At 41.0% G+C, this 26,361-nt stretch carries 17 protein-coding genes and 2 pseudogenes; 14 read left to right on the forward strand and 5 right to left on the reverse strand.

Going from position 1 to position 26,361, the window contains the following annotated elements; translation table 11 throughout:
• Window positions 1–277: 277 nt before the first annotated feature.
• The 14 genes and pseudogenes from IEY67_RS05960 to IEY67_RS06025 all read left to right on the forward strand — a co-directional run bounded on the left by IEY67_RS05960 (window position 278) and on the right by IEY67_RS06025 (window position 17,105).
• Entirely contained in the window at window positions 278–1,390 is a 1,113-nt protein-coding gene (locus tag IEY67_RS05960) for a BF3164 family lipoprotein (RefSeq protein WP_183669186.1), read from the forward strand.
• A gap of 118 nt (window positions 1,391–1,508) precedes the next feature.
• Window positions 1,509–1,718, forward strand: a pseudogene (locus IEY67_RS05965) (DUF1573 domain-containing protein); the annotation flags it as partial.
• Between the two features lie 201 nt (window positions 1,719–1,919).
• Window positions 1,920–2,240 carry an NVEALA domain-containing protein gene (locus tag IEY67_RS05970; RefSeq protein WP_122356970.1) on the forward strand — a complete coding sequence of 107 codons (321 nt, stop codon included), beginning with the start codon at window positions 1,920–1,922 and terminating at the stop codon, window positions 2,238–2,240.
• Between the two features lie 129 nt (window positions 2,241–2,369).
• On the forward strand, window positions 2,370–3,407 hold the full coding sequence (locus IEY67_RS05975) for a hypothetical protein (RefSeq protein ID WP_122356972.1): 1,038 nt from the start codon (window positions 2,370–2,372) through the stop codon (window positions 3,405–3,407).
• Between the two features lie 100 nt (window positions 3,408–3,507).
• Window positions 3,508–5,526, forward strand: coding sequence for a discoidin domain-containing protein (locus tag IEY67_RS05980; RefSeq protein WP_183669184.1), 2,019 nt, complete (start codon window positions 3,508–3,510; stop codon window positions 5,524–5,526).
• Window positions 5,527–5,862, forward strand: a pseudogene (locus IEY67_RS05985) (S26 family signal peptidase); the annotation flags it as partial. It abuts the gene before it with no gap.
• A gap of 233 nt (window positions 5,863–6,095) precedes the next feature.
• A complete protein-coding gene (locus IEY67_RS05990) occupies window positions 6,096–7,298 on the forward strand; it encodes a DUF4934 domain-containing protein (protein ID WP_183669182.1) in 1,203 nt (400 codons plus the stop codon).
• The gene (locus IEY67_RS05995; protein ID WP_183669180.1) at window positions 7,295–8,851 is read left to right on the forward strand and encodes a DUF4221 family protein; all 1,557 of its coding nucleotides are present in this window, start codon (window positions 7,295–7,297) and stop codon (window positions 8,849–8,851) included. Before IEY67_RS05990 ends, IEY67_RS05995 begins: the two co-directional genes overlap by 4 nt.
• A 163-nt stretch (window positions 8,852–9,014) precedes the next feature.
• Window positions 9,015–9,452, forward strand: a complete 438-nt coding sequence (locus tag IEY67_RS06000; protein ID WP_183669178.1) for an HU family DNA-binding protein — start codon at window positions 9,015–9,017, stop codon at window positions 9,450–9,452.
• A 142-nt stretch (window positions 9,453–9,594) separates the two neighbouring features.
• A complete protein-coding gene (locus IEY67_RS06005; RefSeq protein ID WP_229800970.1) occupies window positions 9,595–11,562 on the forward strand; it encodes a hypothetical protein in 1,968 nt (655 codons plus the stop codon).
• Between the two features lie 133 nt (window positions 11,563–11,695).
• Window positions 11,696–13,234: an alpha-N-arabinofuranosidase gene (locus IEY67_RS06010; RefSeq protein WP_183669176.1), complete on the forward strand. Its 1,539-nt coding sequence runs from the start codon at window positions 11,696–11,698 to the stop codon at window positions 13,232–13,234.
• A gap of 103 nt (window positions 13,235–13,337) precedes the next feature.
• The gene (locus IEY67_RS06015; protein WP_183669173.1) at window positions 13,338–15,392 is read left to right on the forward strand and encodes a M1 family metallopeptidase; all 2,055 of its coding nucleotides are present in this window, start codon (window positions 13,338–13,340) and stop codon (window positions 15,390–15,392) included.
• 87 nt (window positions 15,393–15,479) lie between these two features.
• Window positions 15,480–16,391, forward strand: coding sequence for a glycosyltransferase family protein (locus IEY67_RS06020; RefSeq protein ID WP_122376116.1), 912 nt, complete (start codon window positions 15,480–15,482; stop codon window positions 16,389–16,391).
• A gap of 117 nt (window positions 16,392–16,508) precedes the next feature.
• Window positions 16,509–17,105, forward strand: coding sequence for an RNA polymerase sigma-70 factor (locus tag IEY67_RS06025; protein ID WP_122356988.1), 597 nt, complete (start codon window positions 16,509–16,511; stop codon window positions 17,103–17,105).
• A 3-nt stretch (window positions 17,106–17,108) separates the two neighbouring features.
• On the opposite strand, the gene IEY67_RS06030 is transcribed toward IEY67_RS06025, so the two are convergent.
• The 5 genes from IEY67_RS06030 to IEY67_RS06050 form a co-directional block, all read right to left on the reverse strand.
• Window positions 17,109–18,449, reverse strand: coding sequence for a sulfatase family protein (locus IEY67_RS06030; RefSeq protein ID WP_183669171.1), 1,341 nt, complete (start codon window positions 18,447–18,449; stop codon window positions 17,109–17,111).
• A 30-nt stretch (window positions 18,450–18,479) separates the two neighbouring features.
• Window positions 18,480–19,382 (reverse strand): alkaline phosphatase family protein, encoded by a 903-nt coding sequence (locus tag IEY67_RS06035; RefSeq protein WP_122356991.1) that lies wholly within the window; start codon window positions 19,380–19,382, stop codon window positions 18,480–18,482.
• Between the two features lie 79 nt (window positions 19,383–19,461).
• Entirely contained in the window at window positions 19,462–21,282 is a 1,821-nt protein-coding gene (locus tag IEY67_RS06040) for a RagB/SusD family nutrient uptake outer membrane protein (RefSeq protein ID WP_122376114.1), read from the reverse strand.
• 36 nt (window positions 21,283–21,318) lie between these two features.
• Entirely contained in the window at window positions 21,319–24,747 is a 3,429-nt protein-coding gene (locus IEY67_RS06045; protein ID WP_229800971.1) for a TonB-dependent receptor, read from the reverse strand.
• A gap of 226 nt (window positions 24,748–24,973) precedes the next feature.
• Window positions 24,974–25,990: a FecR family protein gene (locus IEY67_RS06050; RefSeq protein ID WP_183669169.1), complete on the reverse strand. Its 1,017-nt coding sequence runs from the start codon at window positions 25,988–25,990 to the stop codon at window positions 24,974–24,976.
• Window positions 25,991–26,361: the final 371 nt, after the last annotated feature.

A 26,361-nucleotide genomic window follows, 5' to 3' on the forward strand; every position in this document is an offset into this window, starting at 1 on the left:
GAGCTTATCTGATTGAATGTAATGACTTAAAGCCCCCCGTTGCCGATAGTTTATTATTAAGAAATAAAAACAGATCAATTAAAATATTACAAAAAAATACTCTTTTCTAAATATTTTGCACGTGAGAAGTGTATTTCTATAAAAGAAAGGAGGTATATCAAAATCACTTAAAATCAACAATCAGAATGATGGTGGTATCCAATGGATACTAATATTATTCAAACATCTGAGCTGAATAAAAGTAGGCAAATAATGCTTCATAAATTATGATATTAACATGAGAACAATTAACATTATCATTTCGGTTGTATTTCTTAGTCTATTTATTTGTTGTAATTCCAATAATTGTGACAAGAAATATTTTAATGGAGATATTCAATATTTTGAAGAAAACAGTACAACAACAAAAGTAGTCAAGAGTAAAATTCTCACATTGAATGGGAATAATACCGGCATGATAGCTGTATATGATTCACTATTGATTTGTTGGAGTCCTAGTTATCAAAATCATTTCTTTAAGATTTTCAATGTGGATACAGGGGAAGAAATTGGAACCTTCTGTAACAAAGGGCGGGGCGACAATGAGGTAATATCCGTCGGTTGTATAATGCAATTATTTAAAAAAGGAAATGATATAATGACTTTACTTTATGCCTCTAATGAAGGTAAATTATTTTTATGGAATATCAGCCAATCTATAGAAAAAGGCACGACAGTATATGATGCAATTGTCCCATATAACAATGATCGCATATTCTTCGAATTTTATCAATCAGATGATATACTTTTTGCCTATAAACCTGCTGAATATTTGAACGCGAACGAAGCTGCTACTCCATATTATGAAAAACGTACGATTTCCACGAACAAGTTAATACAGGATTATCCCATTTACAAAACAAAGTCTGTACAAAACAATAATGTAAACGAGAGAAATTCTGTAAACTTCTTTTTTTATACATGGGATGCAGTGAAACCTGATGGCTCTAAGATTGTCCAGGTTATGAAACACCTTCCGCAAATAAATATCTTAGACATTCCTACAGGAAACCTTACAGGATACAGAATGAAAAACAGTCCTGATTTTTCTCTTTTGGAAACGAATATGGAGTCCATGGATGTGTTTTATAATTGTGTACATGCAGATGACAACTATATTTATGCAACTTATTGGGGGAGAAAACCATGGAATGACCATCTTGGCGTTGAACTTCCGAAGTTTAATATGATACATGTATTTGACTGGAACGGTAAACTCCTTTATAAACTTACAACTGATCGCTCTTTCTATCGTGTATGGCTAGATCCAGTAAGAAAACGATTATATACAATAAATCTGAATAATGACGAAGTGTATTATTTAGACTCAGAAGATATTATCTTTCATTAGAGAAAATCCTACTTTTTCAAGTAACATAGACAGTAACGAAGAGACAACTACATTCTCGCTACCGAAGGGAAAAGCGAGAATCCGATCATATAATTAAAAATATGGTATCTGAAACAGCAATCCCCTCGTAATCGTGGACGTAAGTACCATCTGCGGATGCACGGCAGCCACTTATGAGAAACGGCCTGCAAAATCCGGAGAAACTCTCCGCGTGAGAATCAAGATGACACCGAAGGATATAGGTTTCTTCGATGAAGTCGTGACAGTCAGGTACAACAGCATGAACAATCAAACTGTCAAAGTAAAAATTAAGGGGAATGTTCGGTGATCGAGCAAGTGGGAGTTTGCTGCACGACGGCAAAATTGTACAAGCAAACTCCCGGAGACCCCGAAAAGGAGGTGTATGATGGTAATATAACCGGCAAAACAGAATGATACAGATATCATTCGACTATCTAAATCCGAATAAGGTTGACAAAGATAGAGAATTACCTGCAATGAAAAATAACGAAATAAATTTATAAATAAGATGAACAAGAAATTTTTTGGCGCAACACTCATAGCTGCACTCGCAATTACAGCAAGCTGGAACTACCAGCAGAATGAAAATAAAATTGAAATGTCAAATTTAGCACTAGCCAATGTGGAAGCACTGGCTAACGAAGAAGGATGGGGACCTATAGTAGAAAAAACTTGTTATACTGCTTTTAGTGGATATGATAGTAATATCTATTTAACATGTAGTCAATATTCAACTGACGAATCCGTAAAATATCCCTGTGGTGCAGCTACTTCACAAAAACCAGCTTGGGGTATAACACTGGTTGGTAAATGTTACCAATACATTTAATACTGGTAACATTTGTGCCAATAATGGTATTTGTGATTAATAACACCACATATTAACCTTTATCATCTAAGAAGTTATGGTATAATAACTTTTTAGATGATATTGAAACAATAGAGAAAATTAACGATTATGAAATATGCATTTTGTTTGTTATTCTGCTTTGCATTGATGGGATGTAAAAAGCAACAAAGTAATTCTTTCGATATAAAATACGTAAAAGAAGAGATGACGGAATATGAGGTATCGCCCCAAATATTACCGATTGATCTGTTAAATCCAACCGGCATCGTTTCACTGGATAGCTTTTTAGTTTTTGTCCAACGACATGAAAGTAAAATCTTAAGGATTTTCGATTTGGAAGGACGCAAGTTGTCCGATAATATTTTAAGCAAAGGAAATGGACCGGACGAAATCGTCTTATTCACACGTTTCAACCAGTATTATCAACAAAATAACCACTCTTTTATTTGGATACAATCTTTTCCTAATTTTATGGGTTTACTGGATATTAATAAGTCCGTACAAAACAATAGGGTAGTATTTGAGCGAAAAGTCAATTTTGTTTCCGGCAAATCAAAAGCCCTATTTGAAGAATCCAATGCCGTATTCGAATTAAGCGATTCTGTTTTTCTACTGACCAAAGACCCGATTCGGTCTCAAACCATAAAAGAGAATCCCAACCCTTTCTATGTAAAATGGAATTACCATTCCAACGAAGTATATGACACAATTTACATCAACGATTTGAAAGATATATCTTTAGAGAATCGTTTAATTTACAGTGCCTATCCGGCCATTCGCCCCTGTCACAAAGATAAAATAGCTTTGTTTTATACCTATATGGATGCCATTGTTATTATCGATCTAAACACGAAGAAGAAAACAAAATTAGGTTTATCGGACAATGGGTTAAATTCTCTTTTAGCAATAGAACAAAAAAATCAAATACATTACGAGGCTTTTGCCACAGACTCTTTGATTTGGGGATTAAGAAAAGACGAAGCTGCAAAAACCATACTGAATGTGTATGATTGGGATGGAAATTTTAAATATAAAGTTCGTTTAAATGCCAATGTATCCTACTGCTGTATCAATGAAAAAAATAAGACCCTGTATGGTATAGACGAAAACGATCAAATATTGGCATACAAGTTAGATTTCTTATAACAAAAATTTGCTTCAATATAGAATAGACTTTACACACAAAATCATGATACGGATGAAGTGTACTATATTGATTTAAATGAATTAAATTTATAATAATCAAATGAAATACTCACTATTTCTACAAACAATCCTCATCCTGTCTTTTTTCCTGACAGCCTGTACCTCTCCAGATGACCTACGCCTGGAACAAGCCTTGGCGTTTGCTGGGAACAACCGAGGAGAGTTGGAGAAAGTACTCTCATATTATGCCGGTGATTCTTTGAAACAGGCTGCCGCCCGCTTCCTGATTATGAATATGACCGGACACACGGGATATGATCCTTCCATTATCCCTCTCTTACAACCGGTTTACCAAAAGCATGTGGCCATTTCCCAAAAATACGATTGGAAACGACCGAATGACTGGAGGAAAGAGATCAATGAATTGTGGAATGAAGAAAGAGTGAAAATCAATTTATATAAGTATCCCAACATACAAGATGCCCAAACGGTTAAAGCGGATTGGTTGATCAAAGAAATAAATTTGGCATTCAAGGCTTGGAAAGAAAATGTTTATACAAAAAACGCCCCTTTTGAGGAGTTTTGCAAATATATCCTACCCTACCGATTCAGTGACAAATTCTGTCTCGATAATAACCGAAAGACTTTTTATGACCGCCATCATGGGATATTCGACGATGTGTCAAAAGATTTCAGGGAGGTAACCGATTCGTTGCACTTTTTGTATAGCGATATAATGAATAGTGCCGGTTATGCGGCTTCCATGCCGATATGCAATATCGCGGGATATGAACAGATCAAAAGAGGAATATGCGATATGCAAACCCAATTCAACGCGCACCTCATGTCTGCTTTGGGAATGGCTGTCGCCATTGACTTTGTACCAATGTGGGGAAACCGCTCGGAAGGACATAGCTGGAACGCATTAATTGTTGATGGAAAAACTCATCCCTTCGAACCGTTCTGGGATGAAGACAGATGGAAGTACAACAAACTGTACGGCAACAGTGATTTTATCGATCTGAAAGCATCGAAGTTCAGGCTGCCGAAAGTGTTCCGAAAATCATACGAATACTATCTGACCGGACCGATGGCAGACAAGAACGAAAAGCCGAACAACATTCCTAATTTATTCAAAAACCCTTGGATACGAGATGTCTCTACCGAATACTTCCAAACGTCTGACGTAACGATAGACTTGTCGGAAAACATTCCCGAGAATACCTGTTATTGTTATTTATGTGTCTACAACGCCCTGAAAATGACCTGGCATCCTGTTCAATGGGGGAAAATAAACAAGAAAAAAGTCATTTTCAAAAATATGGGACGTGGCATCGTGTATTTACCGGCTTTCTACCAAAACGGAGAAGTCATACCTGCCGCTCCACCTTTTATTCTTGATAAAAACGATAAATGCAAACAGGTTACTCCCAACCGACATAAAAAAGAAGAGATCACGGTCAACACGATAACTCCTTTAAGTACCGGTCTCACCCACACACTTGCCGGTGCCCATTGGATCGGATGCTATATATCCGGTAGTGAAGAACGGAAGGATACTTTATGTACATTGACAGATTCGATAGATAGCTACTGCAATTATATCACATTTGATACCTCAAGAAAGTACCAGAAGATTTGTTTGGCTTTGCCGCAAAAGACCATTGCCCTCAGTGAAATTACGTTTTATGAAAAAAACGAGAACCGACCAGAAGAAATACCGGATATCCGCGTAACCGCAAATGTTTCGAAGGATTCAGTAAAAGAACTTTATAAAATCGTAGATGGTTTATCCGGAACCGGCTTTCTGGGTTCTTTCGATAAAGATACCCCTAAAGAGAAGATACTTACATTCGATTTGGGCAAAGAAACGGAAATAACTGCCATATCAATTATTCCCAAGTCGGGAATACAGGTGGATAACCGGACAAACTACACTTTGTATTATTGGGACAACAAGTGGATAGAGGAAAAAACAGTCAAAGGCAATGGGGAAAGCATCACTTTCAAGAACATTCCATCCGAGGCATTGTATCTCATAAAATCCGACAAACCGGCAGATCCGTATTTTACAGAAAGAATTTTCACCTATAAAAACGGGAGGATATATTGGTGGTAATCAGAAATTTATCGCATTCCCGGTTTTAAAAGGATAAAACGCAATGATATTCTGGTTTTCAATTTTCCACATCCAAACAGTTGGGATAAAATTGAAATGCATATACTCAAATATTACATCAAACGGTGTGTCGGAATACCGGGAGATACCTTATCCATCCGAAACGGATTCTTTCATGTGGAAGGCGTACAAATGCCTCTCGGCAACATGGATTCACGTTACTGGGGATTACTGCCCGAAGAATATATTGTAGGGAAAGCCTGGATTATTTGGAAATCGGTCGATCCATATACTGATAAATTTCGGTGGAATCGTTTTTTAAAAGTCATTCATTAAATCTAAAACAATGAAAAAAGCAATCCTGAAAAGAAAAATATCATTATGCGGCGGTTACAAAGATTTTCCGCACCGGGGATTCATTGGTTCCCAGATGGAAAACAGCACTTTACGGTTGATTTATGAACTAGAATAAGTCAGATTTATTTCAAAGAAATATTTTCAAAACGTATAAATAATGAATACATTTACACCGATGATCTGATTTTAATATAGCAAACAGTTAGATTTAGATGAAAAGAGTTGACGTAATTTTAGCTATATTCCTGATAATAGCAACAGGGTGCGGAGGTAATAAAAAATCGAACAGCTCCAATAATAACACCAGCACAGTTGCTACACAGGACACTTTCATCACGGTTGATGTCAGTAAGAAATACCCCCTGAAGGAGTTAATTCTTCAGGATATTATGGATGTAGAATATATTCCGTTAGAGTCTACAGACGAATTTCTTTGCCAAGGCGTTGTACAAGCTATAGGCAAAGAAATTATATTAGTGAAGAACGTCATCAACGATGGTGACATTTTTATCTTTGACAGAAACGGCAAAGGTTTGAGAAAGTTCAACCGTAAGGGCCAAGGCTCTGAAGAATACATATTTAACCTAAGTGTTTTCTTGGATGAGGATAAAGGTGAAATATATGTTGACGAAGTAATCAGAAACGTATTAGTATATGATTTATATGGAAATTTTTTAAGAAACATCCATAGAGACAAAGTTAAATGGATCAATGCAAGTAATTATAACTCAGATTTTTTGATCGCCAGAGAATCGCCATCTGCCCAGAAAGGTAAAGACACAGATAATCAACTATTTGTGCTTATATCCAAACAAAATGGAAATGTTGTCAAAGATTTTCGAATCTATTTTGAAAAGAAAATAGAATGGGGAATAACCAACCATGCAGGAAATACAGGAGCTGCACCTCGCCCTTATCCTATCATCCCTTATCACGATGGTTGGCTTCTTATGGAACCTTCTTCCGATACGATATTCAGAATCTCACAAGATTATAGTTTATCCCCTTTTATGGCAAGGACACCGTCCATACAATCCATGAAACCTGCCGTATTCCTCTTACCCTGCATTTTTACCGATCGCTACCATTTCATGGAAACAATAACAATGGAAGCTAATTTTTTAAGAAATGAAGGATTCCCGAAAACGCAGTTGGTATATGACAAAAAAGAAAATACATTATTTGAATATATTATGCTCAATAAAGATTTTCCTGAAAAAGGCCTTGTGAATTTTACAATGCAGGAAACCACTAACAGTGAAATCGCATTTTGGCAAAAAATGGAACCCCATGAACTTATTGAGGCTTATGCAAAAGGACAATTGAAAGGGAAATTGAAAGACATTGCAGCGGAACTGCAAGAGGATTCAAATCCTGTAATAATGTTAGTAAAATACAGAAAAGTTACCTTATGATACCCCAAAAAAGAAGAACTGATCTTTATTTGTTTAATTGGACTATAGTATTGATAGCAATCATTTCTTTCAATTCATGTAAAGATCACAAGACAATTTCCTTCAATCAAGATTATTCGATCGATACAGTAAAGATGTCGATCGGAGACAGTTGTCTTCAAACATATACTACACTAAGAAACAGAGTTTATGGAAATAACTTCTATTGTTTCAATAAATTACAACATTGCATCGATATATTCGATCTATCGGCGAAACAACTCATTAACCAATTAAAGATAGACCGTGAAGGGGCAAATGGAATAACAAACATAGAGGCCTTTTGTGTTTGCGGTGATTCCATTTTCATTCAAAATGAAACGAACTATATACTAATGAATCATCGGGGAGAAATCATCAGGAAAATATCCAAAGACAAATTAAACAACCTCATCGATCAAAACATATATTCTTTTTTCCCTACAAGTATTACATTATCCAATTTTGAAAATCTCATATTCGATAAAAAATACAATGAATTAATAATACCCATCAATATAACAGATCCGTTGGCACTAAAGGATAAATCCTGTATTGCGACAATAGATATAGAAAAAGAGACTGTGAATTTACTTCCTGCGTATTTTCCTTCTACCGTAACAAATAAGTATTATGGGAAATTAGCGACTGCCCAGATACTAAGCAAAGGGGATAGTATAATATACAATTTTGCAAACTCATCATATGTATATATATACGATCGTATAAATAAACAGACCTATGAATATAATATAAAAAGTGATTATACCCCCAATTTATCTGAAAGCTTAGACAAAAACGCCAATATGGAAAGGGTATTTGACCACTATTTACATTCGCTGTTTTTTCATAATATGCAATACGACGAGTATAGAAATCTTTATTACCGCATACATACAGATAAAAGTAACGACAAATCGGCATTTAATAACAAAGAGACATTTCTTGCTATCATAAATTCGCAGTTTGAGAAAATCAATGAAATAAAATTACCGTCCAATACTTATCCCGTATTCAATATAGCACCTAACGGGCTAATATTCGTTTTCATGAAAGGTCTGGATGAAGACTATTTCAGTTATGCAGAACTAACAAACTCCAACATTTACAAAGTGCCCAGTCCATCGCAAGCGAATATTCTCCCCCAGGAAACTGCTGTTAAAAACAAAAACAGCCAAACCCCCAAAAAGGTATCAACTAAACCGGGAAAGGCTCCTGTAATGACTTCTGAGAAAATCGGTAACTTTATAAAAGAGAATATGATATATCCTGAATATGAATTAGAAAACAAGATTGAAGGATATGTATATGTTGTTTTAGAAAGTGATAGTACAGGAAATGTTATAAGTTACAATATATCTGAGATAGCAACAACTACCGATAATGAGAATTTTCGTAAAGAAGCGCTCAGGATAGGCCACTTAATCAAACAGATTTATCCCAATATCACTTTTGCTTTCCATGTACCTTTTCTTATTGACAACTACCTGGAGAATCATAAAAATAAAGTCAACTCATGTGAGAATAACGAATAAATCATGTTATTGAGGTGTTACCGATAGATGCTATTCCTCTTTAATCCTTCTTATTCCTATCTATTCCCTGATAAACCGTTTTAGCGTTTTGGAGAGGGGTTACATTTGTAATGTTTTCGAAAACAAGCAAAGTAATTCTATTAACACTAAAAAATGTAAGATTATGTCAGTAAAGTATCGTTTAGTTGAGCGCAAAAATTTAGGGAATGATAAAAATCAAACTCCGGTAAAGCTATATGCACAACCTGTTTATTCCGATCTGGTCGGGTTTGAAGAGTTATTGGGTGAGATTAGTGAAGCCGGTATCCCCTCCAACCAAGTGAAAGGAGTCATCGACCGTATGAACTACCTGATAAGAAAACACCTGGCTGCCGGAAGACGGGTACAGTTCGGCGAATTTGGAAATTTCCGCTATGGGGTAGGTTCGACAGGTTCTGCCACGGAAGATGAATTTCAAACCAATATGATCAAAATTCCGAGAATCGTTTTCAGCCCGGGTACTACCCTGCGTAAAGCCCGCAAAGACGCTGGCTTTGAGAAAAAAGGAGAAACGGTTGTAAAAAACAACGGAGGTAACAGCGACAGACCGGAAATTGAATAAAGCAGTCGACACGGTAAATTAAACAATCTAAAAGAGAGTATGCCAAAAAATCCCGGCATACTCTCTTTTTATGTTCATTTTGAGCACTTTATCCGGATATTTTATTTACATTTGTATACACTTATTCATCAGTTATTTGGTTATGAAAACATTAAGGGAGTTACACGCATTCTATTTCATTTTATGCTTTGTCCTTTGCTCCTGTCATACCCAGGATACATATCGCTGGAAGAATCAGGATAACAGAATGGTTCTCATGTCCGGAAAGACCATTGTAGGAGAACTGAATCCATCTGTAACCAAAGGAATGAACCGTACGGATCAGATTGAAAAACTCGATTCTTGTACCTTTAAGATCACCAGCCGGTATATTGCGCTGGAAAATATCGAACGAGCCAGAATCTGTCTGGATTTCGTGCACAGATCTGCTTCAGATTATTGGATGATCCCTTCCGTCTCCTACAACGGGAACAACTGGGGACGTGGAAAAGAACCCAAAGGCGCACAACAGAACGGAGAATGGAGAACGTATTCTTACCGCAGCACACCCATACCCGGGGCAACCTACTCGGAAGGAGCCCGATTTGCCGTTGCCATGTGGAGCGATGTTCCTCAAAATGAAAAAGAAAGTTTCTCTTGTTCGCTGATGCCGGACAAACAAACCACTACACACCGGCTGGTATGGCCGGAAGAGGAAAAACCTGTTATGTATGCAGCCAGAGACCGGTACAAACCCGGATATCAAAAACAGGAAAAACTATCTGCAGGAGATACGATCACATTGACTGCCTATCTTACTGTCAGCGACCTCCAGCCGCACCATTACGCTATACGCCACTTTTTACGCGAAGCCTGGGACCGGGCAGACAAGCAGGGAACAGATATTTATCCTCCTGAAAAAATCTGGAACTTAGGTCTTCGGTATGCCAAAGAGTATCTATGGGTGGAAGACGGAGCTTTCAGAGGCTTTACGATCGGTTTCTCGCCGGACAAAAGCGGGGGATGGAGCAAGCGGAAAGGTTATGAGATCGGCTGGTGCGGACAAAATGCTTCTTTTGCCAATTCCCTTCTTTTCGATTACATTAAATATAAGAATAAGGAATCCCTGGAAAAAGGATTGGCAACCCTCGACGCATGGGCCAAACTCTGCCAGCTACCCAACGGGCTTTTTATCACGAATTACGACCGCGTCTCCAATCAGAAAAATCTGAATGACAACATCGTTTTAGATGCCTGCAACCTGGGAACGGCAGCCCTTAATTATTTTGAAGCTGCCGACCTCGTGAAAGCATGCGGATTATACAGGCCGGAATACGAACGCCTGGCTTTCGGTATCTGCGACTTCGCCAAAAACGACCAGCAGACCAATGGCGTATATGCCCGGGGCTGGTACTCGAACGGAGAATGTTTCTACCGGGAAGGTACGATCGGCTGTTTCCTGGTCCCTCCGATGCTGGAGGCTTTCACAAGATCTAAAGACAGCACTTATTTTGTTTCGGGTACGAGGGCATACGATCATTATGTCAGTGAACTGAAAACGAAAGGATATTCTACCGCCGGTGCTCTGGATACCTGGTGTATCGACAAGGAATCGTCCATCTCCCTTCTGCGTTCGGCCCTGAAATTATACAAGCTGACAAATAACAAAGAATACCTGGACGATGCCGTTGCTATCTCCTACTATTTATCGACCTGGCTATGGCATTACAACGGTGTTTACCCGGAAGACGATAATTTCACCCAATACAATTATAAGACATTCGGTGGTACTTCGGTTTCCGTACAGCATCACCACCTGGATCCATACGCCCTGTTCTGGGTGCCGGAATGGTTGGAACTGGCTAAACTGACCGGTGACGGCCAATGGAAAGAAAAAGCAATCGCCATCTGGAATAACGGTTGCCAATTGATCTCCGACGGAACATTAGTGATCAACGGACGTGTCCGCCCCGTCGGTTCCCAGAATGAAGCCTATCTGCAAAGTCACTGGAACTGGGATGCAGCTCCCCGTTTTGACAGGATCAATTCATGGCTGGTCGCCTGGCCCGGAGCTTTCAGATTGGAAACATTAAGAAAGTTGGACGCTATCGATCTGCCACAAATAGAGTAGAATATTTGTAGAAAAAACAATTATTACCCTATTTTGATCGATAAATCCCCTATTTTGACCGAATAATGATACTGTGGTTTGGAAAATATAACGTAATTTTGACACGTAATAAAAAAAATCACAGTATCATATCATGAAAAAATTATTCATCAGTGCCCTCGCTTTTCTGGCATTACCCTTATTTGCCCAAAAAGAGGCAAGTATCCGTGTGTATCCCCAACAGGGAACACAACAGATCAGTAAACATATTTACGGACAGTTTGCCGAACATCTGGGAACCTGTATATACGGCGGACTTTGGGTCGGTCCCGATTCCGATATCCCCAACACACAGGGATACCGTAACGATGTTCTCAATGCGTTGAAAAACTTACAAATCCCTAATCTTCGCTGGCCCGGAGGCTGTTTTGCAGATGAATATCACTGGATGGACGGTATCGGTCCGAAAGAGAACCGTCCGAAAATGGTAAACAACAACTGGGGCGGAACGATTGAAGACAACAGTTTCGGGACTCACGAGTTCCTCAACCTCTGCGAACTGCTCGGATGCGAACCTTATATCAGTGCCAATGTCGGTAGCGGAACCGTGGAAGAAATGGCGAAATGGATTGAATATATGACTTCGGAAGGCGACAGCCCGATGGCACGCCTGCGCCGCCAGAACGGTCGCGACAAAGCATGGAAGGTCAAATTCATCGGGGTAGGAAATGAAAGCTGGGGTTGCGGCGGCAGCATGCGTCCGGAGTACTATTCCGATCTGTACCGGCGTTACTCTACTTATTGCCGCAATTACGACGGAAACCGCCTGTTCAAGATTGCCAGCGGTGCCAGCGACTATGATTACAACTGGACGGAAGTGCTGATGCAAAACGTAGGCGGCCGTATGGACGGGCTTTCCCTGCATTACTACACCGTCGCAGGTTGGAACGGAAGCAAAGGATCGGCAACGGATTTCAATAAAGACGATTTCTACTGGACGATGGGCAAGTGCCTGGAAATAGAGGATGTGATCAGAAAGCACATTACCATCATGGATAAATACGATCCGAAAAAGAACGTCGCCCTGATGCTCGATGAATGGGGAACCTGGTGGGATGAAGAACCGGGAACGATCAACGGACACCTGTATCAGCAAAATACGATGCGCGATGCCTTCGTCGCCGCTCTTTCACTGAATGTATTCCACAAATACACCGATCGCCTGAAAATGACCAATATCGCCCAGATCGTCAACGTGCTTCAATCCATGATCCTCACGAACGGCCCGAAGATGTTGCTCACTCCGACTTACTATGTTTTTGAAATGTATAAAGTACATCAGGATGCCATATATCTTCCGATGGATCTGATCTGCGATAAAACGAAAGTACGTGACAACCGGGAAGTTCCTATGTTGAGCGCATCTGCTTCGAAAGATAAGAACGGCTCGATCCATATCACACTCGCCAATGTGGATACCGACAATGCACAAAATATATCCCTCGACCTGCAAGGCGAGAAGATATCCGGGGTAAGTGGCCGGATACTGACATCCGGTTCCATCAACGACCATAACACTTTCGAGCAACCGGACGTGGTTAAACCGACAGTATTCAACGGTGCCAAAGTGGAAAAAGGCCGGCTGAATATCAATCTTCCTGCCAAATCGATCGTCGTACTGGAAGTGAAGTAACTTTTTCATCGTATTTTACCATCCTGCCGGTAAATTCGTGCCGGTAGGATGGTTTGCGCCTCCTTTAAATTGTATACATTTGCGGGATAATAATCTCACTCGAATGAAACTCTTACCAAAAATACTACTGGCATGTTTATTAACGGGGCAGACCGTTCATGCTCAAACAGAATTCCGGATTTACGATACTATACAAGTCACCCACCACAATCTGCACTTCGATATCCGTAATTTCAAAGACCAGACATTATACGGCAAAGCAGATATATCCATCCGGAGTAAGATGGATGACCTGAAATATGTTCCTTTGCTTTTGCGACAAATGGAAATAGACAGTATTTGGGTGAATGGTTCGCTCCTTTCCGGTTATCAATACAATGATACTTTGCTGCGGATACCATTGGTTTCCCCTCTGAATGAAGGTGACAAATCGGTGGTTTCCATCGCATACCACGGTACCCCGGCTGCTGCCGAATTTGGAGGATTCTTATTTAACGACAGTCTGCGAATGGCATATAATATGGGAGCATCGATCAATGATATCCCCCATAGCTACGGACGGGGTTGGTTTCCCGCCGTCGATGATTTCCGGTCGAGAAGTACTTTCGACCTTCATTTCAGAGTTGAAAGCGGCCTGAAAGCGATCGGGAACGGATTGCTGAAAGATACGGTCTCCAACGGGGACGGAACGACCACATGGCATTGGACTGTCAACCAGCCAATCCCGGAATATCTGGTCAATGTGGCGGTCGGTGATTACCGGAAGATCGAAATGAGCCACCGACAAGCCGACAGAACACTGCCTATCGATATATACGTATTACCCCAGGAGGTCGAAAATGCCAGGGAAGCCTATGCGATCGTCCCCGGAATACTGGAGAGCATGGAAAAACGATTCGGCGAATATGCGTTCGACCGGGTAGGATACGTATCCGTCAACAGTCCCGGAGGTGCTATGGAGCATGTGGGGAATATATCCATGCCGATGAATCCACAGCCTACCCTCGATTATCAGTTATATATCATTCACGAATTGATACACGGATGGTTCGGGAATAAAGTGACCTGTGCCACAGCCGGAGACATGTGGTTAAACGAAGGGATCACGACCTTCTGCCAGGAACTGGTATTTCAGGACCTGTTCTCACAACAGGAGGCAAAAAACGATTCTGAGGGTAATCTTTTGTTCGTTCTTTCCAGTTCCTTAAACTACGACGGAGGTTATTATCCTTTACAGGGAATGCCGCAGGAACACACCTACGGCATAGCGACGTACTACAAAGGAGCAGCCGTGATGCATACGTTACGTTATTACCTCGGTGACGACCTGCTGATACCTGCCCTGAAAGACTATATAGATACTTTTGCCTTCCGGCATGTCACAACCGACGAATTCAAAGACTTCCTGTCGGTCCATACCGGGAAAAACCTGGATGATTTTTTCAACCTGTGGATAAAACAACCCGGATTTCCGGCGTTCGAGATCGATTCGATCGTTTCCACGCAGGTGAACGACGGATATAAGGAAACAATCTTTCTGGAACAGAAATTATGCCATGCCAACGAATACGGGCATAATGTACGTGTCCCGATCACTCTGTTCGACGAAACAGGGAAAGAAAGCACGGAGATAGAAGTGACGGCGACCGGAGAAAAACCTTCGTTCATGACGCAAACTTCGTTCAAACCGGCCTATTGGGTCGTCAACAGAAACAACGATGTAGCATTAGCTTCTTTTACCCGGCAGTTATCAATCAATAATCCCGGCCAATATTCTCTGCCCGGGTATAACCTTGAACTGGAGTGTAAGCAGGTAAAGGACCCGGTAAATGTCTATTTACAACATTATTGGGTGGCACCGGACGCCATGCAGACAAAGTCGGATATTCTTTTATCGGATACTCATTATTGGCGCATAGCCGGTCATATCCCTGCTTCCTGTTCGTTAAGCGGAACGTTTACGATCGATAAAAAGTATCTGGACAGCGAGCTGTTGAAAGACGGTCCGGAAGAAGTGCTCGTCATGTACCGCCCTACCCCTTCCGATAACTGGCAGGAGCTTTCTGCTGGTTCGTTGGAACAGGGATATTTTATCGTTGCCGACAATCTCAAACCTGGGGAATATTGCCTGGCTGTTCGAGTTTTAAACAGAAATTAATCACAAATCACAATTGTGTATTATCAATTGTTTTCTACCTTTGTCGGCAGAATGAAAAATACACTATCTAATTAAAATAAAAGAATTATGAAACCTACATTATTTCTACTGGCTGCCGGTATGGGTAGCCGCTACGGAGGTTTGAAACAGTTGGACGGACTAGGTCCTAACGGGGAAACAATCATGGATTATTCAATCTACGATGCTATTCAAGCCGGTTTCGGAAAGCTCGTCTTTGTTATCCGCAAAGATTTTGAACAAGATTTTCGTGATAAGATCATTTCTAAATATGAAGGTCATATTCCTTGCGAATTAGTATTCCAGGCTATCGATAATCTTCCCGAAGGATTTACCTGCCCGGCAGAACGCACAAAACCATGGGGTACGAACCATGCCGTTATGATGGGTGCCGACGTGATCAAGGAACCGTTCGCTGTAATCAACTGTGACGACTTCTATGGCCGCGATTCTTTCCAGGTAATGGGCAAATTCCTTTCAGCACTGCCTGACGGTTCTGAAAACACGTATGCAATGGTCGGTTTCCGCGTAGGAAATACGTTGAGCGAAAGCGGTACCGTTTCCCGTGGTATTTGCAGCACAGACGAAAACGAGTTGTTGACTTCTGTTGTTGAACGTACCAAGATCCAGCGTCTGGACGGTGAAGTTAAATACATCGGCGACGACGGCGAATGGGTGGCTACTCCCGACACTACTCCGGTAAGTATGAACTTCTGGGGCTTCACACCCGACTATTTCGCTTACAGCAAAGATTTCTTCAAAGTGTTCCTGAGCGATCCGAAGAATATGGAAAATCTGAAAAGCGAATTTTTCATTCCTTTGATGGTCGATAAGCTGATCAGCACCAGTACGGCTACTGTAAAAGTATTGGATACGAACAGCAAATGGTTCGGAGTAACTTATCCGGAAGACCGTCAGGAAGTTGTCGATAAGATCCAGGCATTGGTCGATGCTGGTGAATATCCAGAAAAGCTGTTTTAACAACTGAACAATCATACAAAATTCCCGGTAGAGCTGTTATTTTTCAGTTATTCTACCGGGAATTTCTTTTTCTCACCAAAAATCTGTAATATTGTTCCAAATTATGTAATCGCACACATGGGGATCAAAGAAAAAACAGACACGGAATTAGCCATCTTACTCACTCTTAATGATGAAGCGGCTTTCAGTGAACTATATGTGCGCTATAAAGACAAATTGTATTACTTCTGCCTCCATTTACTCAAATCAAAAGAAGAAGCCAACGATATCGTTCAGGAAATATTTATCCGTATCTGGGAATCACGTAACTTCATCAACCCGGACCTCTCTTTTTCATCTTTTCTCTATACAATGGCACGCAACAGGATTCTTAATTATTTCCGGGATATCGATATCGATGAAAAGGTAAAAGAAATACTTGCCACACAAAAAGTTACGGAGGAAGAAGCGATCGACTCCAAAATAATCTACACTGAATATCAGGTGATCCTTCAGAATGCAATCAGCCAGCTTCCCCCGCAACGCCGGAAGATATTCAATATGAGCCGCATCGAAAGTATGTCTCATAAGGAAATTGCAGCCGAATTAGGTATTTCGGTCAATACCGTGCAGGAGCATATTTCAGAGGCACTCAAATTTATAAAAGCCTATTTCAGCAAACATGCGGATATGTCCATAAGCCTGTTGCTGGCAGCTTTTATCCTGTATAAATAATACTTAGTTATTACTGAAAAAGTCGCCGGTTGTTTTAACTTCTTCCAGCTTTTCTTCTATCAGGGCCGTCAATTCCTTTACTATATCCGGATATTTGGTAGCCAGATTATATTTCTCCGAAGGATCGGCATTTATGTTAAACAGTAAAGGCAATTCACCTTTAAAATAATCCAGTCCCAACTGGCTGTATGTTTTCACATGCAACTTCCATTTGCCTTTCCGTACCGCCATCAGCTGATGGTCGATACCAAAATAGAAGAATGGCGTTTCCGGTTTCGGAGCCACACCTTCGTATCCCAGGTAAGAGGCTATATTCTTTCCGTCGATGACCCGGTCTGTCGGAATAGCTGCACCGCCCATCCATACGGAAGTGGCAAAAACATCCATGGAAGTTATAACCTCTTCATTGACCTGACCGTTCAGATGGCCCGCCCAGCTAACGAAACAAGGTACACGGACACCCCCTTCCCAGGTACTGCCTTTACCGTCGCGGAAGATACCGGCCGATCCGCCTTCCTCGTTCCGGGGCAGCCAGGGCCCGTTATCGCTCATAAACCAAACGATCGTATTCTTATCAAGACCTTCTTTCCTTAGAGCAGACAAAATCTCCCCTACTCCCCAGTCGATCTCTTCCACCGCATCGCCGTAAGTACCCCTCTTGGATTTGCCGATAAAGGCTTTTCCGGGATATAACGGAACATGAGGCATTGCATAAGGGACATAGACAAAGAAGTTTTCTTCCTTATGCTTTTTAATGAATGATATCGCTTTTTCCGTGTAAAGCGCTGTCAGTTCCGACTGGTCGGGATTCATTTTGAGCGTATCATTTCCACACATCAAAGCTATATCCGGATATTTCGGGGGGATCATATCATTGCTGTACGGAAGACCTACATATTCATCGAAGCCGTTCTGCAAAGGCAAATATTCCTTCTTCGTACTTCCCAGATGCCACTTGCCATAGATAGCCGTAGCATATCCCTGCTCTTTCAGCAATTCGGCCATCGTCAGTTCGCGGGGATGAATACCTCTTTCTGCATCCGGGCTCAGTACCCAGCGGAAGCCGGCACGCACCGGATAACGTCCTGTCAATAAGGAATAACGGCTTGCTGTTGAAGCCGGGGATGCACTGTAATAATTCGTAAAGCGCATACCGTCCAGAGCCATCCGGTCCAGATTAGGAGTCTTTATATCCGGATGTCCCGTCACACCTATATCTCCATACCCCATATCGTCACAGTAAATAATAACGATATTCGGGCGGGTGGTCTTGTTTTCTTTAGCGGCTGCCTGGCACAAAGGTACCGGCAGCAATGCTAAAGCTATTTTTATATGATTATTCATTTTTGTTTTCTTTCCTGTCACTTTTCCTTATTACTTAAATACCTGTAACATCGGACGGCCGATCCATACCTGCGGCTGTTTCAGATTGAAGATATGAGCGATAGTGGCTGCCGTGTCAAACTGCATCATGCTTTCAGAAAATTCATAACCTTTCTTGATTCCTTTTCCGGAAATAATGAAAGCTGTTTCCATTTCCTGCATCGTCTTACCACCATGTCCTTTATTGATCCCCCCGTGGTCGGAAGTAACAATAAAGATCGTATCATCCAACATACCGGCATTTTTTACAGCTTCTACGATCTGAGCGATATAACCATCCAATACTTTCAGCATATTATAATACTCCGGGGTGTCATGGCCATCCGCATGGCCGATATGATCCGGGTTATCAAAAATGACCGCACACAGGTTCGGTTTGGCCGATTGGATATAGTCGACAGCATAACGAGCCGTAGCATCGGGTTCTTTTGAAGCCTCGGCCACATGCTTGTCGTAATTCAGCGCCAGGGTGTCCACAACATAACGGATCCCTTTCCATTCGCAGACACAACCTATCTCAGCCTTCGGTTCCGATTCACGCAACAGGCCAAATACAGTCGGGAAAATGCCGTCTTTACTCAATACCCGCGAAGGAAGTTCCGGTGTTCTCGATCCCCATTCCGTATATCCGTGTAATTCAGGACCTGCCCCCATAAACATGGATGCCCAGTTCACAGCACTGGAAGATGGCAGTACACTTCTTTTTTTCAACGTATAGGAACCATCCGCCATCAATTTCTTAACCGTGGGCATTTCCGCTTTCTCCACGCTATAGGCTCCCCAGCCGTCGAGACCGATCAATATGACATGTTTAGCCTTCCATTTGGCTGCAAACGAAACATTGGCAAATAAAAAAATAAAAGCAACGATATATAAATATTTTCTAGTATCCATATTTTATGTATTAAATAATAAAGGTTGTTTCTACGACAACACAGTCCGGAAACAACCTTTAAGAGAGTATTGATATTAATTATTCGGCAGTTTCCCAACCCGGGTTTTGTTTTAACTTAGGATTCAACGCTATTTCCTGAGTAGGGATAGGTTCCAGATAATATTTTTCCAGCCATCCCGACGGTTTTGCGAACAGGATAGAATATCCCTCATCAGCCCCATTGAGAATATTGAGCTTACCACCATAGTTACTGCTCTTCACCCATGCGCCTAATGGTTGTTTATTCACATATTCCCCTTTCTTCCAACGTTTCAGGTCACGGAAACGGAAACCGTCACCCATCAGTTCGATACGACGCTCACGACGGATTTCCCACAACACGGGATCTACGCTCTGGTCTCTGTTCAAATCGAAGGAAGCATCTATTTCCGATACATTCATAGATGGAATAACCGCACGAACACGAAGTTTATTGATAGTGGCATCAGCTACGGACTGAGAAAATTCACCTAATTCAAATTTAGCTTCAGCATAGTTCAGCATCACTTCTTCTATACCAAATAGCAGATAATCGACAGTAGAAGAACGCAACGCCATATTATCGACGTGACGGTTATAATATTTCCAGAAATAGAACCCTAAATGGCTAACAAGGAATCCCTGTCCGTTCGGGTAGTTACGGAAATGAGGGAAACCGGAAACCTGATACCCGACGAAGTTAGATACCGGTAAACTCTTGCCTGTCGCCGAGCCACCTATTTCTTCCATATAGTCAATATATTCACGATCACTGGCAACTCCGGTATGCTCCCAACCGAATGATGTACCGGCGGCACCTGTCAGGTTCACTTTATATGGAGGAACTACCGTCCAATATAAACGGCGGTCACGGTGACGGAACTGGGCATTCAGATCCTTATCGCCTTCATACACCTTACTGGTAGAAACCGGACGTCCGTCTGAACATAGATAACTGTCAACAGCATCTTTTGTCAGGTCGACGTACCATGCCGAAGAGCGGATCACGCGTGTAATACTATGGGTTACCATATCCGTTTCATATTGTTTAGCCAGGATCACCCCTGTTTTTCCAACCAATTCTTCCGAATTATAAAGATCATCATAATTAGACATGATAGCAGGATAAGTATTCATCAACTTTTCTGAAGCATCTGCACAAGCCCGCAGGTAAGTTTCGCTATCATTCAATCCGTGATATTTACGCCATGTACCTTCAAACAATCCGAAACGGGAAATCAGGGCTCTGACAACATGAACATTGATCGTATTTGTCCCTGTACCATCCTCTTTGATATGTTCTTCTGCCCATTGCAGCTCTTCCAGAATATGTTTGGCGACTTCGTCTCTCGGAGTCCGCTCACAATAAAGTTCTTCCGTATCCGTATCATCCAGCACTCTGTCGATCCAGGGCACATCGCCATAAGCCGCCATCATATCGAAATAACGTAAAGCTCTGAAAAAGTAACCGACACTTCTCCAGTGGTCTTTATCGACATCACTCATGGAAGAACCATCGATATTCTGCAACATTATATTTACACGACGGATAAACGTAAAGCTCCAGGAATCGCTGGTCGCCGGTAATTTCTTTAACTGATATGCATAATCGGACTCTCCTCCGGAATTGGCATAAATTATATTATCCGTATCATACTCACTCGATATATTGGCCGGTGTATAACCACCATCCGTTGGAAATCCGTCGAAATATTCATACAATCCCCAGGCATACGTTTTGAAGTTATCATTCGTTTCAAATGCAGTCGCTTCAGTCTGCTGGTCCAAGGGGATTTTATCCAAAAAATCACTTGAACAGCCCGTCAATCCCAAACCGGTTAAAGCGATGACCGGTAATACGATATATTTTTTCAAATTCATATTCTTTCTTTTTAATAGTTTCATAATAATACAGAATTACAAGCTTACGCTGAAGCCAAAGGCATACGAACTCATGAAGGGATAACCCAGTCCGTTCGCTTTACTTTCGACCGCCGGGTCGAGACCTTTAGGCATATGATCGAACGTAAACGGATTTTCTGCTGAAACATACACTCTCAGGTTACTGATACCAATTTTAGAAATTACACTCTGAGGGATTGTATATCCCAGTGTCAGATTCTTCACCCGCAGATAAGCTCCGTTAGTCAGATACTTTGTCTGGGCACGAACATTCGCTGCATAGTTCGTATTTCTCATACCTGTTTCATACAAACGAGGGAAGAAAGCTCCGGTATTTTCAGGAGTCCAGTAATCCAATTGATGTTCATAGATCGTACCGAATTCATAATAATACGGGAAGATCAAATCGTTTGTCAACCATTTGTCACATTTTCCAACTCCCTGTAAAAGGAAAGAGAAGCTGAAGTTATTCCATGACAAGCCACCGTTTATACCATATTGGAAACGTAATGAGTTATTCCCGATAATCTTACGGTCGCCCGGATCATAAATCGTTTCATTTCCTGAATTGATGATACCGTTGCCATCCAAATCCTTGAACATCATATCACCCGGATTCGGTTTCACACCTTCCACATGAGGAATACCGTCTTTCAGGGTACCATTTTTCAGATTCGCATCCAAAGTTCCCTCTACAAAGTCATCGACCGTGTACAACCGATCAGTTACATATCCCCATATTTCACCTAACTGTTGTCCTTCCACATAGGTTTTATTATCAGAAGTACGAATCACACCGGCTACATTATTTTTAAACTTTGTGATATAAGCTTTGTAATCATACAGGTTGAAACCGATATTATAATGTACTTTACCGATCTGGTCACGCCATGCCAACTCCAGTTCGAAACCGGTAGATTTCAAATCGGCTACGTTCTGTAAAGGAGCTGTTGCACCCAAAGTAGCAGGCAATTGCGATCCGCTGGTCAACATATCCTTCGTATCGCGGCGGAAAAGGTCGAAGTTGGCGGAAAGACGGTTCTTCAAGGCACTGATATCGAAACCGAGGTTTAAGGTACGAACCGTTTCCCAGGTGAAATTTCCACTTACCAGACCCGGCTGCTTCAGAGTAATAGGCTGTGTATTATTATCCAACCATTTCGACTTTTCAGATTCCATACTTGGTACAAACTGGTAGGGATCGATATTCTGATTACCAACCGTACCGATTGATCCTCTGATCTTAAATTCAGGAATATAATCGCGCAACGGTTCCATGAAACTTTCTTCCATCACTCTCCATCCCACAGACAGAGACGGGAAGAATCCCCAGCGGCTACCCGACGGGAATTTGGAAGAAGCATCATAACGTCCGTTCAGCTCAAGCAGGTAACGGTTTGCATAGTCATAATTCAAACGTCCGAAAAATCCCATCACCGTATATTCGGTAAACTTATCATACGCTTTCTGTACACCCACAGACTGGGAAATCGAAGGCATATCGTCATTGATCATATTTGAAGTTTCAGCTTTCAGATAATCATAATGATTGGATTCCTGGTTGTAGCCTAATAATAAAGAGAAATTATTATCGGCGAAGCTTTTAGCGTATGAACCGTAAATGTTCAAAGCCGTATAATTTGTAACAGCACGTTGGCGGCTATACGTTGAATAATCAGAAGTGTATTCTTCCGAGAATTTATCAGCATTGGCAAAACGGATACGTTTTGAATACTTTGTCTCAGTTTCATTCAGGTTATCATATGTAAACTCTGCATTCAAAACCATGTCTTTGATCGGCGTTGCTATCAATTTGGCGAAGACACGCGTATCAGAGATCGCATTCGTGTTCTGACCGCCCAGACGAGTCAGGTTACCTGCTGTACCGGAATATAGATCTTCGTCATTGATCGTGATCATCCCTGTCGGGTTGTAAGACGGAGCCCACACCGCTTTGGAATAGTTGGCACCGCTGGGCATGCCTTTATCCGATTTATAGAAACTAAGATCCAACTGTCCTGTCAGCCAGTTCGTTATTTTCGAACTGATAAAACCTTTCGCATTATAACGTTTATAGCTATCCATATCGGTTGTCATGATACCATCGGAACCCGTATATCCCAAAGAAATACGGTATGAAGAACGTTCGGTACCCCCGCTCACAGAAAAATCATGTTTCTGCTGGAAACCTGTTTCCGACAAGAAATCCTTCATTATATCCGTTTGTGCCAACTGATAACGCATGCCACCTATATCTGCATATCCATCCGGATAAGCAGACGGATTAGAACCGTATTCATGAAGCAGATCCAGCCATGTATCCACAGTCTGACCGGAATAATATGTTATATAACCCATATCCGAATATGCCTGAACGGTCTGGAGCGGATTCGCTTTTACCGGCAAATTCGTCGGCTTTGAAAAAGAAAAATTATTACTGTATGTCAGCTGTACTTTCTGTTCTTTCTGGACCCCTTTGGTTGTAATCAGGATAACACCAAAAGCAGAACGAGCTCCGTAGATAGAGGCAGATGCCGCATCTTTCAGGACCGTAACCGACTCGATATCATTCGGATTGAGTAAGTTCAACGAACCGGAGAACGGCACATTATCGACAAGAATAAGGGGGTCGCCGTCATTGATACTCGTTGTACCGCGAATATTAAAATCCAAACCGCCACCAGGCTCACCGCTACCGGAAGTAACCTGTAATCCCGGAACTGCTCCCTGCAACAAAGCACCTGTAGTCGGAACCGGGCGGTCTCCCATCACCTCATCCATTTTAACGCTACTTACGGAACCGGTCAGGTTGGCTTTTTTCTGTTTCGCAAAACCGACTACTACGACTTCATCCAGAGCCTGTGTATCCTCAATCAATGCAACTTCCACGCTCTGTTGGCCTTTTCCTATCGGCATTTCTTTTGTCAGATAACCAATGTATGAAACAACCAAAGTTCCTTTCTCCGGTACTTCCAGAGAAAAATTACCATCCATATCGGTCACAGTACCACTGGTAGTACCTTTTACAAACACGTTAGCACCAATAATAGGCTCGCCATGATTATCACGGATAGTACCGGTTACTTTTTTGGCATTTTGTTCAACAGCCGGAAAAGACGCTTTGGCTTGTCCCCGACTGACCGATATCGTATTATTGATCTTTTTAAAAGACAATCCCGTCTGGCGGGATAATTCATTCAGAATAGCATCTATCGAACCTTCTTTAATTTGTACACTTACATTTTTCAAGCCTTTTAAAACGGATTCGTCATAAAAGAAATTAAAGCCGGTGATTTTACTCAATTGTTCAAAAGCGTCGCTGACTGACGTCTGTTTCACCACATACGTGATGTCGCTTTCTTTAAGACTTTGCCCTAAAGCTCCTTCCGCGCAAAGTAACTGCGACGACAGAGCGATAGCACAAACGGTTAACGAAGTTCGCATAAGAGTCTTGTTATAGATTAGATTATAATTCATACATTTGTAATGTTTTAATAAATGATGTTTGTTAAGACAGGCAGAGATACTTTACAACCCAGTGGCTCAATACTGTTCTGAAGGTCCCTGCTGAAAATCAGTGAAGGCAGTAGTGTAGCAGCACTACTGCTTTTTTCATATATTTTATCATCTAGTGTTTATCATAGGCATTCCGTTTTTTTAATGGTTAGACTTAATGTTTATCATATAATATAATATTATCTCCTTCGAGTCGGCTTCGAAGTCCTGTCGTAAAGCAGATGGCTTCAATTACAGCCTCGATACTTTTGTTATCATGAGTACCCGTGATGCGGTAATCACAATCTTTACATTGTAGAATCACTTTTCGATTATAAGTACGGTTGATTGTTTTAATTACTTCACGGATCGGTTCTTTGTTAAAATACAGGGAACCATGTATCCACTTTATATAGTTGTTTTCCTCAATGGTTTCCTTACGGACGTTCCCGTCTATTTTATTGATCGAAAGATGTTCATTCGGTGAAACAGCCAGCTGAAGGTCCTGGTCGGCAACATTTACCCTGACTTTTCCTGTCGATACGGTTAGTTTGATAAATTCATCTTCTTTGTAAGATTTGAAATCGAATGAAGTACCCAATACCTTTACCTGGGCCTCTCCGCTTTTTATAACAAAAGGTTTATCCGGATCGGGAGTCACATCGAAGAATCCCTCTCCTTCTATCTCTATGGTACGTTCTTCTTTATTAAAATTATTGGGGATGCGAACCTTTGTATCAGAATTAAGAATGATCTTCGTGCCATCTGCCAACCGTATACTTTTCTTTTCGCCTTTTGCTGATATTTTTTCCGTATAAGTAATCATCTGTTGCGGACGGTCATAGATTTTTAATAAACCGAACGTCACACTGAAAGCAAGAATTAAAATAGCAGCAATCCGATAAAAACCGTTCAAACGGTTTTTATTCCTAACACTGGTGTTAGCGGATTTATTTTTATGTTCGATCTTTGATAATAAGGAAGAAACTTCTTTGCGTAATTCTGTTTCCCTTTCTGAAGTCGGTTGGACCATATCCCTATCGATAGCATCCCAAAGCGGCTGGATAACAGAATCCAGCCCGGCATGGCTGTCCGGAGATTTCAGCCATTGAAGCAATGTCCGCAACTCCTGTTCCGAACATTGATCTTTTATATATTTTTGAAGAAGCGATATGATGATCGTGTCTCTCATAAGTATCTTTATAAAATGACTGTTTTTAAGTCTGTTTATAAAGGATACACACAACCTCTTTTTATCTAGGGGTCAAAGCTGTTTGTTTTAACACGTATTAACATTAGACTATATAACCATACCAATACTTTCTTTTGGGTAAGATGACAAAAAGAAATCTCCTGAGATAGTAGCAAAAAGGTATTGTTGATTAAGAACTATCTGAAATCATCAATTTTTTCTTATATCATAAATTCCAATCAAGAAAAAACACAAATAAGTCATTATTTATAAAGAAGATAACATATTTTTTTAATTAAAAATCTTCTGGAATGATTCTATATTCCTTCTACTTACTTTTGCTAATGACATTTGAAGAATCACCCACTTTC

The organism is Parabacteroides faecis (genome assembly GCF_014647375.1).
GTDB classification, from domain to species: Bacteria; Bacteroidota; Bacteroidia; order Bacteroidales; family Tannerellaceae; genus Parabacteroides; species Parabacteroides faecis.

Excerpts from the sequence above, each read along its gene's own strand:
- IEY67_RS05960 (WP_183669186.1), top strand. The coding sequence starts at position 278 with ATGAGAACAATTAACATTATCATTTCGGTTGTATTTCTTAGTCTATTT.
- IEY67_RS05970 (WP_122356970.1), top strand. The coding sequence starts at position 1,920 with ATGAACAAGAAATTTTTTGGCGCAACACTCATAGCTGCACTCGCAATT.
- IEY67_RS05975 (WP_122356972.1), top strand. The coding sequence starts at position 2,370 with ATGAAATATGCATTTTGTTTGTTATTCTGCTTTGCATTGATGGGATGT.
- IEY67_RS05980 (WP_183669184.1), top strand. The coding sequence starts at position 3,508 with ATGAAATACTCACTATTTCTACAAACAATCCTCATCCTGTCTTTTTTC.
- IEY67_RS05990 (WP_183669182.1), top strand. The coding sequence starts at position 6,096 with ATGAAAAGAGTTGACGTAATTTTAGCTATATTCCTGATAATAGCAACA.
- IEY67_RS05995 (WP_183669180.1), top strand. The coding sequence starts at position 7,295 with ATGATACCCCAAAAAAGAAGAACTGATCTTTATTTGTTTAATTGGACT.
- IEY67_RS06000 (WP_183669178.1), top strand. The coding sequence starts at position 9,015 with ATGTCAGTAAAGTATCGTTTAGTTGAGCGCAAAAATTTAGGGAATGAT.
- IEY67_RS06005 (WP_229800970.1), top strand. The coding sequence starts at position 9,595 with ATGAAAACATTAAGGGAGTTACACGCATTCTATTTCATTTTATGCTTT.
- IEY67_RS06010 (WP_183669176.1), top strand. The coding sequence starts at position 11,696 with ATGAAAAAATTATTCATCAGTGCCCTCGCTTTTCTGGCATTACCCTTA.
- IEY67_RS06015 (WP_183669173.1), top strand. The coding sequence starts at position 13,338 with ATGAAACTCTTACCAAAAATACTACTGGCATGTTTATTAACGGGGCAG.
- IEY67_RS06020 (WP_122376116.1), top strand. The coding sequence starts at position 15,480 with ATGAAACCTACATTATTTCTACTGGCTGCCGGTATGGGTAGCCGCTAC.
- IEY67_RS06025 (WP_122356988.1), top strand. The coding sequence starts at position 16,509 with ATGGGGATCAAAGAAAAAACAGACACGGAATTAGCCATCTTACTCACT.
- IEY67_RS06030 (WP_183669171.1), bottom strand. The coding sequence starts at position 18,449 with ATGAATAATCATATAAAAATAGCTTTAGCATTGCTGCCGGTACCTTTG.
- IEY67_RS06035 (WP_122356991.1), bottom strand. The coding sequence starts at position 19,382 with ATGGATACTAGAAAATATTTATATATCGTTGCTTTTATTTTTTTATTT.
- IEY67_RS06040 (WP_122376114.1), bottom strand. The coding sequence starts at position 21,282 with ATGAATTTGAAAAAATATATCGTATTACCGGTCATCGCTTTAACCGGT.
- IEY67_RS06045 (WP_229800971.1), bottom strand. The coding sequence starts at position 24,747 with ATGCGAACTTCGTTAACCGTTTGTGCTATCGCTCTGTCGTCGCAGTTA.
- IEY67_RS06050 (WP_183669169.1), bottom strand. The coding sequence starts at position 25,990 with ATGAGAGACACGATCATCATATCGCTTCTTCAAAAATATATAAAAGAT.